Genomic DNA, 12,397 nt, shown 5'->3' with positions numbered 1-12,397 from the left:
ATAAGGGAGGATCTGACCATGCAGGAAATGATTGACAAAATTTATCATTTAATTCATACACCGCTTGTTACACCTTATAATCTTTTAGATAATTCCAGGCTTAATAATTACAATTATGTAAAGTATTATCGGGAAGAAGCCGGACTTGTTTGTGAAATGGAATGTGATTTTGAATCTGATTTAGAGACGTTTTTTTACTTTTTTGATGAAAAGGATTATTTACAAAAAATAGAGCGAGATTTAGGTAGTTCTGAAAGGGAAGTGCTGTTCGATCGAGCAATTGAGGTTGAAAAACATAAACAAGCGTTTACAGAACGTAATTCAAATGGAAAAAAAGCCACTATTGGCTAAGCTTTGAACGGTGTTTGTCAACAAAGTTGTCGCATTTTATTAATGTTTAATAATTCTGCCAATCATAATCTGTATGCTTTGTGATTTTATTAGATTTTTCCGTGTATCATTTTTTGTTTTGTAGCTAAGACTAACTAAAAATTGTATAATGGAATTAGAAAGAATTATTCGGGAAGGAGACTTGTCATGAAAGAATTAAAGTTGGAATCCATTGAATTTAAACGAATTCTTCAGAACCTTCATCTAGAAAATATCAATCTTCATCCGTCTCTTCAAAAAAAGGTAATTGGATTAGTTAATTCAGGTGTTTCGATTACGCCAGATATTATTAAGGAAACATTAAATCGTGGGAAAATATAAAAATGACGATAATGATAAATACCTTTTGCAAAATAATTTGCTTGGAATAAAAACTTATGAGGAATTAGAGGAAGCGGAAGCGTTTGCTTTTTCACTGCGGGCAGCTGAATTAGAACGAGATGAATACCGTATAGGTGCTTTTACTGTAGAGAGTTTTAAAAGATTGCACGAACATCTTTTTCAAGATATTTATCCGTTTGCAGGTCAATTTCGAGATGTTCAACTAATGAAAGGAAGTACCCGGTTTTGTCAATCTCAATATATCAGCACAAATGTGTATAGTTTATTTAATCAGCTAAATAAGGAAATAGAATGGGAAAACTTAGAGGAAGCAGCAACTCGTTTGGCATTTTTTAAATCTGAATTCAATATGATCCATCCATTTCGTGAAGGTAATGGAAGAACTATCCGTATTTTTATTCGTGAATATGCGTTGTCAAGGTTCATAAGTTGGAAATATGAACAAGTTGATAGAGAAACATATATGCAAGCGATGATTCAATCAGTAACCAATCCTGACCGGTTACGTCAGTTGTTCCTGGGGACAATTTCTTATAGTGAATAGCTTTATAATCTTGATCATTCAGTTATAATTATCATTAAAACCACGGGAAAAAGCTTATGTTGTAGATTATCTGGGTTTTGAACTCAACGGCTAGTACTAGATATATTTTAAGCATACCATAGTCATTTACCGGAAGGGTTGGTTGCTATGTGGAACGCCTACGAAACATACCAGCCGCAGCCGGATAAAGGTCCTCGCAACATACTTCAACTATACAATCCGTAGTCGAATGAACGATTTACTCTGCAAAAAGCAATGAGAATAGCATTCCGATGAAATTAATTTCGAAGAGGAAGCAAAAGTTGACGTTGGTAACCAGGCTAGCAAACGTGACATTCCCCCCATTTTTGATCCGTCAGATATCCCTATTAACGCTGTATGTTTATGACAACAAGTAAAAAGCGTTTTGGAGGAGGGAGTTTACAAAAGTCTAGCAAAACTTCATGTCGCGGTATTGATCGATTCCTCGCTATTTAGCCTCAAAATAGAACACTTCCTATAATATAGTGATAAGGTTCCAAATTCGTGATATAATTTTCATAGAGGTGTTGCAAATATGAATTTGGAACAACGCATGCTCACTCCTTTCGTTAAGGCAAAATATTTGTCGGAGAAAAACTTTAGAAGATATGCGATGATTGTTCATTTCTTATATGAACAGCATGAATATTATTACGCGCCTCCTGCACTGCCGGAGGATATTTATAATTATATAACGGAAAATGATTCCTTGAAATTGTTAGATGAATATAGCGAAAAGCAATTGGATGAAGATTTGAAGCAGCTTGAAGAATGGGGAAATATTATTTCGCATGCCGATAATAGTCGAGTGAATAAAATTCAAGATTATAATCGCAGTCGATTGCGGTATCAATGTGCGGATGAAACGATTGAAATCGAGCGAATGCTGGAAAAATTGGATGGCAAAATCCATAAAATAAAAGGGTCATTGGATTCGAAAATGGTCAGTTCCCTATCGGCGCTTATTTTACGGTTTCAAAAAATGGACGTTGATCAAACACTGACAAAGGATGAACGAGCCGAGGTGCATGAGCTTTGGACAGATGTTTTAAAAAAGTTTGATACATTAAGAGAAGAAGCGTCCGATTATTTAGGTATTATTCAGAGTAAGAACATTGAGGAAGCGATGCAAAGTAAGGATATTAGTGTGTTTCGTGTGAAGTTTACGGAATATTTAACCGATTTTATTATTGCCCTGCAAAATAACACCCCTATTTTGGAATATGCTTTAAATGATATTCGGAATCGAGGGGTCGTTGATTATGCGATTGAAGCGATTGTTGCTTACCAAAAGGACAAGCCAAACCTGAAAGAAGAAATGACGGATGAAGAGATGGCTGACATTTATTGGAATCAGTGGACAGGTATTCAAAAATGGTTTGTGTCGGGGGCGTCCGGGGAACGGTATGTTAGCTATTTACTGCACCAAACAAATGAAACGATTAGCAAGTTCATGAAATTTCTGGAGCAGTTAACCGAACGCGAACAACAAATTAAAAGCAGAAGACATGAATATCTGCATTTGGCTAAATTGTTTGAAGCAGAGACGAATTTTGACAACTGTTTAAAAATGTTTGGTGCGATAACGAATATCGAACATCCGCCGCATTTCTTCTCGGAAAGGGATAAGGAGCTTTATCCCGATCAAACCATTGTTGAACAAGGAACGGAAGTAAAGCCATTGCAAAATGCGAAAACGGCGGGAATAAGGAAGAAGAAACAAATTGCCGTCATTGAACCGAGTGAAGAAGATAAACAATTATTGGAAGAGTTAAGACAGCGGAAAGCATATGAGGAAAAGCAGATCGAAGCATTCACCAGAAGGGGCAAAGTTGTTTTAAAAGAGGTGGATGAATTGGAAAGCTTTTTATTATATGCCATTTTAAATTGGATTAGTATGGCGAATGCGACCAGAACAAAGCGGGGCAATACGGATCATGGAGTGCATTTTAGTCTTTGGAAAAACAGTGATCAATTAATAACCGTTGACACTTCGGAAGGCACGCTGACAATGGATGATTATACGTTAAACTTTGAGGTGCAGTTGAATGATACATGATGTAGCGCAAGTGGACGCTGATGGAGGTAAAAAACAACTGAAGGAAGAAGTAAGGCAATGTATTCGGCTTTTGATCGAACGGTTTTGGGTGACGAGAGAAGATGATGAGGAATTATACTACCTGATTAAAGATAATGAAGTAGAAATAAAAGCTTTTTTCCGTGATACATTCCGTTATCGTTTAATTATTACGCATGAATTGGCCAAGCTGGAAAAAGTGCCGGTCAATATGTACAACTGGATGGGAAATAAGGAAATAAAAGGGCAAACGATTTTCCGGAGACAACGTGATTTTGTATTTTTCTTTTGTTTGCTCGCATTTTTGGAAGGTAAGGGGAAAGATGATCAATTTTCCTTGCAAAATATTTGCGAGGCGATCCAGGCGTATTACCCGCAAGTGAATGACGACGCGACTTTGCATGAACATGTGACCATTATATGGAAGGAAGGTTCCGGTTATCAAAACCGGCTGTCGCTCATTCGAGTTTTAAAGTATGCGATAAAAATGCATTTAATCGTTGTTGTTGATCAATATATTGAAGATTTTGCCGGGGATTCGTCGCATGATGTCCTTTTTGAGCGCACGCCATATGTGACCTACTTTTTACGTCGCTTCAAAGATATTTTTTCATGGGAAAATGTTGATGATTTCACGCAATTTTTAGAGCAAGAGAACAGTGAATATGTCGAAGCCAAACATCGTTTTTACCGGCGGTTATTTTTGGAACCGATTGTTTACCATCATGAAATAACCGAAGAAGAACAAGATTATGTAAAACGATTTTACTACGCGATAGAAAACAATGTTCAAAAGCATACAGGGTATGAGTATGAACGCTACAAGCACAATTCCGTATTAACGAAAACGTTGTACGTTCAAGGGGAAGTTGTTCACCCGGCTGAAAATATGTTAACGAATTTGATTTTACGTTTTGCCGGATATTTGTTGGCCCATTCGGCGCATGATTCGTTTTCATTTACGAAGGCATTCGATCTTTCTCATCACGAAATGCAACAAATATTATCGAAATTAAAAGAGACGGATGGCCGTTACTGGTCAAAAAGCTTTAAACAAATGACGTCGGAACAACTTCGTGTTGTCGTAACGAACTTTCTTTTCAATTGGAATTTTGCCGAAGAAAAAGATGATAAGACGATTACGATCAAAGAAGGTTTATTCCGGATTGTCGGTCATTACGATGCGGATGTAAGTCTTGATTCAAAGGGGGATAAGCAATGAACGAAACACTTCAACCAACGAATAGATGGCAAATGCATCGTGCGAAATTATTTAGTTTTTGGTATTATCCGGATCAGGAATTTTATTTTAAAGATGGGTGTGCCGTCCTTCGCGGGCATAATGGGAGCGGGAAATCGGTGACGACCCAAAGTTTGATCACTGTTTTATTGGATGGTGACGCCCGAAGTCATAAGCTTGATCCATTTGGCGGCCGAGAACGGACAATAACGGATACGGTGCTCGGTGAGGAAGGGTTGTTAGGGATCAATGAACGTATTGGCTACATTCTTTTGGAATTTAAAAAAGAAAACGCCGATGTGTACAAAACGATCGGTATGGGCATCGAAGCGAAACGGGGAAAAGCACAAAATAAAGTGTGGTATTTTATCGTTGACGGGAAACGTTTCGGCAATCATGATGGCTTTTTAAAACTATACAAAGAAGAAATGATGGAAGGTAGCTTTGCTAAAATACCGCTAAATGAAAATCAGTTTCGTCAGCTATTGGAGGAAAATAACCGTTGCGGGCGGGTTTTTACGAATCGGCATGATTATGCGGATAAAGTAAATAAACATTTATTCGGCTTCGATACGGTAGAAAGTTTTATGGGATTAATCGATTTGCTTATTCAAATTAGAAGTCCGAAATTGAGTGATAAAAGCAGACCTGAAGGCGTAGCGGAGGTTATTAATGACTCGCTTCCGCAACTGACGGATAGTGAATTGCGTCCGTTAACGGATTCGATTGAGTCGATTGATCGGATTGAAAAAGATTTAAAAGATACGAAACATGATTTTAAATCATTGGAGCGGTTAAATGACGTCTATATAAAATACAATCAGGCCGCAGTAGTTGAAAAAGCAACGGAATATGTCAAGGCGGCCAAACAATTAAAACAAGTAACCAACGAAATTTCCCAAACGGAAAAAGATGTACAGGCACAGTATATACGGCTTGATCAAATTGAATCGGAGCAACAGAAATTAACAAATCAACTAGAAGTAAAAAGGGAAGAATTACAATCGCTTGGTGTAAAAGATATTGAAGCGCTGGAAAGCCGGAAACAAGAAGCCGAAAAGGATCTATCGGCCTTAACGGATAACCTTAAATCATTGAATGCTAAGCTGGAGCAAACGCTTAAACGGAAGCGGGATGCGCAAACGAAAAAAGAAGCCTATGAAGTGGATTTTTATCATTATGAAAAGGAAAGCAAGCAATTTATTCAGGAATTGGATCAACTCGCCGGAGAGATGGATTTTACGAAACATGAGCAATATATGACGCATTTTATGACCAATCAAGACGCTGCGTATTCATTTTTGGCGTGGAGAGAAGAAGTACGAGCATACGGAAAATTTTTAACGACGATAAAGGCGGAATTGGAAAAACATACATCCTTACGAGAGAAGCTGCATCGGATTGATAATGATTTAGGCGACATTCAAATGAAAATGGACGCTTGTGCTTCGGTCATTAACGAATGTAAAGATAAAGTGGATGAAGCAATCATTAAGCTCGTTGAAAATATTCAATATTGGGCGGATCATGCCGTCCATTTACAAGTGGATAACGACACGACGAGCGGTTTAATCGAGAAGGCAGACGACGTATTTGATCGGCTGTCTATAGACGAATATACGAAGCCGTTAGTCAAGTTGTATGAACAACGAAAAGAAGAAAACCAAACGATCAAATTATCGATTCAACATCAATTGTCCGTCTTGGAAAGTGAAAAAACGAGCATCGAAAATGAGATTGAGGATTGGAAAAATAAACGCGAAATTGAACCGGATTTTGTGGCTAAAAAACGGAAAGACTGGGACGTGCTTGTAGACGCCGGAATTGAGTTTGTTCCTTTTTACGAGGCATATGAATTTTATGATGATGTGAAGCCGGAAGAAGCGATCCGTTATCAACATGCTTTACTTGAATCCGGGATTTTATCTGCCGTCATTGTTAAGCCGGAAGATGTGGAAAAGGCAAACCAGTATACAACGGTTTTGGAATACGGCAAGAAACAGGCGAAAAATTTATCCGCCATCTTAAAAGCGAGCAATGATGACCGTTTGAATGCGTTGCTTACGTCTATTTCCGTTGAGGAAGTGGATGGTACGTATATTTTATCGAATGGCACGTTTCGAAATGGTCTCGTGCAAGGGAAAGCTTCCCCGATGGAAGAGGCGCTTTTTATCGGAAAAGCGGCAAGGGAGCTGTACCGAAAAGAGAAAATCCGCCAGTTGGAGGAAGAACGGACCGATATTGTTGGAAATATAGAGGAAAAGCGGAATCAGCTGACGGAAGCGGAACAAGTATATTTGAAAATTGAAGCGGAATATGAGGCATTTCCTTCTTTAGATGATTTGAAAGCATTATATTCGGCAATCACCACAGAACAACAAACGATTACGGAAGTGTATGAGCCGCAAAGGAATAAATTAAGTGAAGAATACAGGGCTGTCGATCAAGAAAGTAAGACATTGCTTGCACAAGTGAAAGCTAAAATGGATTTTTCAGAATTGGACTTAACCGTCGAGGCATTTGAGGCGGAAGCGGTCATGCAAAGAGATTATTTGGAATGTGTGCAAGATATCGAAATGTCTTTTACGAAAAAAATGAATGCAAAAACCGGAATGGCGGACTTTCAGCAACGATGTACGGAGTATGACTCACAGGAGGAAGAGGACCGCTCAAGTATTGTGGACAATGAATTAAAAATAGATAAGGAAAACGAACGGATCCAAACGTATGAAAACCGTTTAAAAGAACTCGGTTCGGAAGATATTCGAAGACGGATTAAAGAGCTGACGGCCGAAATTAATGTAACGATTCCCGATCGACGTGCGGAACTGATTGAAGAAAAAACAAATGTAACGCGAAATATAAAAGATGGGGAAGCATTCATCGACCGACAAAAAACGAATGAAGTTCCGTTTAAAAAGATCGTTTATGAAGCATGGGAAAAAGAATTTCTGGCCCATTACAATCTAGGTTATTTAATGATGGAGGATACACTTGATGGGAGCCTCGCCATTGCCAAAGCCATTGAAAAAAATTACGGGACAATGATTGATAAAAATCGGGACGAAATAACCAAATTAAAAAACAGATTGACGAATACGTTTCAAATGCAATATATCGAGCTCGTGCATTACGAATTGGAAATGGAAGAGAAAAAATCGGCTGATGTCCCAATTTTTGATTCGGACGATGATACGAAAATGGCGACAATCCATTTAATGGCAGAACAAATGACCCGCATCGTCATAACGATGAATATTGATGGGGAGCGTGTGCCACCAAGGTATGCCGTCAAACATTTAAACGAACGGATCGAGCGTTTGGAAATCGATGTAAATGAAAAAGACCGCGATTTATATGAACGAATTCTCGTCAATACATTAGGCGACACCATTCGCAGGAAAATCCAGTATGTCCAGCGCTGGGAAAAAGAAATGAAAAAATTTATGGAACATGAAAATTTAATTAAGTTTCGTTTAGCTTGGAAACCGAAGAAAAGGGAAAATGAAGAACAGTTGGACACTTTAAAGCTCGTCGAAGCGTTGAAGCGGGATAGCCAATGGATTGATGTCGACGAAATAAGCAGTCATTTCCGTTCCAAAATCAAGCTGGCACGTCGCCGGCATGATAAACAAAATCATAAAGAATACAATTTGAAGGAAATAATGCGCGAGGAGCTCGACTATCGTAAATGGTTTGAGTTTGAAATTTACTTTACGAAGAAAAATGACAAAGAAAGAAAATTAACGCGTAAGTCGTACGGTGAATTGAGTGGGGGTCAACGTGTATTGGCGATGATCACACCGGTGCTTGCTGCGTTGTATGCGAAATATTCCGAAGCGAGCCCTGAATGCCCGCGGATCTTCACGTTGGATGAAGCATTTTCTCGCGTCGATGATGATAACGTAAATATTATGTTTGCGTATATTCAGAAATTGAACTTCAATTATATTCTTAATTCCCAATCGTTATGGGGATGTTTTTCCTCTGTTCCATCGTTAAACATATACGAATTAAGCCGGCCAGAAAATAGGCCGTACGTGCTCATTGATTCGTACTACTGGAACGGAAAGAAAAAAGTGAGAACCGAAGCGTTGAAAGGGGAGGAGGCGGTTGTACCTTCTTGATGAAATTACAACTATTTTTAAAAGGGAAAAGGGCTTTGACCGCCTTTTTTCCCTTTTTATTAAAAAGTATAAAAGTTACGAACGGGTCGAAAAAGGAATTTCCGTTATTGTAAATAATCCGACCGAAGAAGAAAAACAGGCGATTTCCGGATTGATCGGAAAAGACTATTCAAAAAACAAGTCAATCCAACTATCTGCTGAAAGAATGGAACGCGCTATTTTGAAAACAAAATATGGGAAAATGCTTGATTCCATTTCCTTTCAAGAAATAGTGGAACGTTACAATGGGGAACCATTAGTGAGTTACCGTGAGGCTGAGGCAGTTTTTCTTGCCAAACGAGCGGATTATTTTGCTCGTTTTCAAAAGGAAGCTTCTTCGAGTCTATTTGTGGAATTGATGGAATGGATAAAGGCGGCGGGGAATAACCGGTTTTATCAATGGTACAACCAGGATAAAGCGAATTTAACGAAGTCCTTAAAATATTTGGATAAGGCATTGGCATTATTACCTTTACCGGAGCATGAATATCTACCAGTATTTGCTTCAAACGCCACAGGAAACCCGCATGCTTTTGATGCTAGTGAACCGGCTGGCAAGCTATTTATTTATGCGCTGCAAATAATTCGCTCGTTTGATAGTGATTGGGAAATAAGAGAATTGAACGCCGAACAAACGGCACAACTGTTGGACCACTTTAAAATAATGAAAGATGATTTGCTTAATTTTGTTTCTGTGTTTAATGTAACCGGAACGAATAAGGATGGGAAACAAAATTTCCTCCTTCAAGGGGCGGCGCAGGAAAAAGCGTTTTTTCACTTGCCGTTGAAAGAAGTTGTTAAATTGGATCGTGTTGATGCAGCTTCAAGAAAAAAGCGGATATTTGTAATTGAAAATTCAAGTGTTGCTTCACACGTTGTTAATGAATTAGTAAAACATAACATAAATGAGACAATCATATCCGGAAATGGGCAATTTAAACTGGCAACACTGAAATTTCTCGATGCCTACGTAGCGAATAGTGGCGTCATATATTACAGTGGCGATTTTGACCCGGAAGGCATCGGAATGGCCATTAAGTTGAGGAAACGTTATGGAAGCAAGTTGAAGTATTGGAATTACGATGTGGGAAGTTACCGCAAATCGTTGTCGAATGAGCCGATATCGGAAAAGAGACTAAACCAATTAAACAATATAAACGACCCATTTTTTCAGTCGCTGATAGAAGAAATAAAAAAAGTGAAGAGAAGCGGCTATCAAGAGAAGCTGCTTGTCCGCATAACCGAGGAGTTCTTGCTAGGGAAATGGGATTAGGGAGTTTATGTTGTGGATGATTGAGTCGGGAAGGAAAATGGCGACTTTTATAGAACTTATGTAAAATAAAAGTGTTCGTAGTTATATTTTGAGTAAAAGTGGTGGCTCTTTTGAGACATAACAGATGGTTTGCCTTATGTATTATTGCATTAGCCGTACTTTTTTCTTTAAGTCTATGGTTTAGTGCTTTAGTAGTAATGTTTGATTTAAAAGTAAAATGGAACTTAAATCCATTGACAGAAGGGTTCGTATCCTCCTCTATACCAGCTGGATTTGTTATAGGGGCATTTATTAGTGCATATTCAGGGTTGGCTGATAAATATAATGCTAGAAATATATTTGTAGTATCTGCTACTGCCGGAGCATTATTGAATGGATTATTAATTTTTGTTGATTCAGCAACTATAGGAATTACTTTGCGGGGATTAACCGGATTATCTTTGGCAGGCGTGTACCCGATTTCCGTAAAATTGATTTCTCAGTGGTTTCCTAAACAAAGAGGCACAGCTACTGGCATATTGTTAGCAGCACTAACAATGGGCTCCGCTTTGCCTCATTTAATCTCTGTTTTTGTATTTGATTTGGATAGCCGTTTTGTACTGCTCATTTGTTCGGCTTTGTCACTTATTGCTGCATTTTTAATTAAATTCATCTTAGTCGAAGCACCTGTTAAGACCCAAAAAGCACCATTCTCCTTGGGGTTAATTAAAAACGTCGTAAAAAATAAACCAGTTATGCTCGCCAATTTTGGATACTTCGGTCATTCGTGGGAGTTATATGGCATGTGGGCATGGATTCCTTTATTTCTTTCAGAGAGCTTTATGGAAGCCTCATCTTCAAGTCGTTTGATCAGTCCACTTGTTTCTTTTATCGCCATAGGAGTAGCCGGGTTAATAGGAGCAGTAGCAGGTGGATTAATAGCAGATAAAATTGGACGTTCTAGATTGACCATCATTGCAATGTTAGTTAGTGGAATGTGTGCGCTTTGTATTGGCTTCAGTTACGGGAGCAGTATTTGGTTAACTTCAACGATCGCAATTATTTGGGGTGCATCCATTATTGCGGATTCTGCACAGTTTTCTGTTGGTGTATCGGAATTCTCGGATAGCAATTATGTAGGAACTGCACTGACACTTCAGATGTGCGTAGGTTATTCAATTACTATTTTATCGATAAATATTATACCTATCATCCAGGAACTGGTTGGATGGAGATGGGCTTTTTCAATTTTAAGTATCGGCCCCTTGTTAGGTATTCTAGCAATGATGAAGTATGAAAACTATGAAAGACAGTTGAAGGATGGGTAGATAGAGAGTTTGTAACAAGTGCTGAAGAACTCGGGGAGTTATTATTTTGGTGAGATGATCTAATACAAACAATGGTCCCTCTACGCTCGGTGGTGAGATATACATTTACGTAATTCATAGTCTATTATAATTTTGATTGCAAAATTCACTGCTTCTATCATCCAATAAACGCCATACCAAAAGTCGAAAAATTCCTTTTGGCATGACGTTTCTAAATTACTTTTTTCTATCATATTTCCAATTATTACTTTCTAAATCATTAATTAAGTCGACCAAGTAATCTACTACAATACGTAACATCTTCTCTCCTTTCTCCCTAGTGGCTTTTGTTGGATCTCCGATAGCACCTGTCTCTGTGATTTCAGTTATATCAAATATAACCGAGCCGTGTTCACTTAATTTAATCATATCGTCAGGCATTTGACAGATTGCATCATCAAGATTTACTAAATCTGGTTTAACTGCCATTGTAATAGAAGTTTCACCTTCTCCACCATGACCTAGACCATCCCAAACTTCAAAGTCATCTTTCATTTTGGCACCAGTTATTTCCCACCAAGCAGGTATATAAATCATAGAAGCATCTTTATACTTTTCCTTAACATTACGTGCAGCCACTTCCAGCGCTGGAATATTCCCATCGTGCCCGTTTAAAATTAGAATATTTTTAATGCCATGATGTATTAAGCTTGTGAAAATATCTTCTGCTACAGCAATAGTCGATTCATAGCGCAATGAAACTGTTAGAGGAAAATGATTGTAGTGAATGGATGTACCATACGGAATCCCTGGTACAACTACCGTTTTATCTAGTTTTTCGGCTACTCTTTTTGCAATTTCAGTTGGTACAAAAATGTCTGGCCCCAGTGGACTGTGCCATCCATGACTCTCACAAGCACCAAAAATTGTTATGGCACTATCAATTTGATCGTTTTCCAGCATCTCTTTGACTTCTTTTCCAGTAAATTCATTCAAAAAAACTTTCTTCATCAAAACATACCTCCTATGACTATTCATTTATGAAAAAGTACTTCATC

The 12,397-nt window shown here is 38.2% G+C and carries 9 protein-coding genes; 8 read left to right on the top strand and 1 reads right to left on the bottom strand.

Annotated features, from left to right (window positions below; all coding sequences use genetic code 11):
• The 8 genes from ACLIBG_RS14035 to ACLIBG_RS14000 all read left to right on the top strand — a co-directional run.
• Positions 1-351, top strand: a 351-nt coding sequence (locus ACLIBG_RS14035; RefSeq protein WP_439313399.1) for a hypothetical protein, incomplete at its 5' end; no start/stop codon positions are given.
• Positions 352-537: 186 nt separating this feature from the next.
• A complete protein-coding gene (locus tag ACLIBG_RS14030) occupies positions 538-711 on the top strand; it encodes a Zn-dependent hydrolase (RefSeq protein WP_439313398.1) in 174 nt (57 codons plus the stop codon).
• The gene (locus ACLIBG_RS14025) at positions 698-1,276 is read left to right on the top strand and encodes a Fic/DOC family protein (RefSeq protein ID WP_439313397.1); all 579 of its coding nucleotides are present in this window, start codon (positions 698-700) and stop codon (positions 1,274-1,276) included. The genes ACLIBG_RS14030 and ACLIBG_RS14025 overlap by 14 nt, the downstream gene beginning before the upstream one ends.
• A 556-nt stretch (positions 1,277-1,832) precedes the next feature.
• Entirely contained in the window at positions 1,833-3,356 is a 1,524-nt protein-coding gene (locus ACLIBG_RS14020; RefSeq protein WP_439313396.1) for a TIGR02677 family protein, read from the top strand.
• Positions 3,346-4,596 (top strand): TIGR02678 family protein, encoded by a 1,251-nt coding sequence (locus tag ACLIBG_RS14015; RefSeq protein WP_439313395.1) that lies wholly within the window; start codon positions 3,346-3,348, stop codon positions 4,594-4,596. Before ACLIBG_RS14020 ends, ACLIBG_RS14015 begins: the two co-directional genes overlap by 11 nt.
• Positions 4,593-8,741: a TIGR02680 family protein gene (locus tag ACLIBG_RS14010; RefSeq protein WP_439313394.1), complete on the top strand. Its 4,149-nt coding sequence runs from the start codon at positions 4,593-4,595 to the stop codon at positions 8,739-8,741. Before ACLIBG_RS14015 ends, ACLIBG_RS14010 begins: the two co-directional genes overlap by 4 nt.
• A complete protein-coding gene (locus tag ACLIBG_RS14005; protein WP_439313393.1) occupies positions 8,728-10,053 on the top strand; it encodes a TIGR02679 domain-containing protein in 1,326 nt (441 codons plus the stop codon). The genes ACLIBG_RS14010 and ACLIBG_RS14005 overlap by 14 nt, the downstream gene beginning before the upstream one ends.
• Before the next feature lie 110 nt (positions 10,054-10,163).
• A complete protein-coding gene (locus tag ACLIBG_RS14000) occupies positions 10,164-11,360 on the top strand; it encodes an MFS transporter (RefSeq protein WP_439313392.1) in 1,197 nt (398 codons plus the stop codon).
• A 216-nt stretch (positions 11,361-11,576) separates the two neighbouring features.
• Here the strand turns inward: ACLIBG_RS14000 and ACLIBG_RS13995 are convergent, their stop codons facing one another.
• A complete protein-coding gene (locus ACLIBG_RS13995; RefSeq protein WP_439313391.1) occupies positions 11,577-12,350 on the bottom strand; it encodes a creatininase family protein in 774 nt (257 codons plus the stop codon).
• Positions 12,351-12,397: the final 47 nt, after the last annotated feature.

The organism is Virgibacillus sp. W0181 (assembly GCF_051846915.1).
Lineage (GTDB): Bacteria > Bacillota > Bacilli > Bacillales > Amphibacillaceae > JBPYCR01.
Note: the sequence above shows the minus strand (reverse complement) of the source record. Positions and strands in the feature narration are given on the sequence as shown.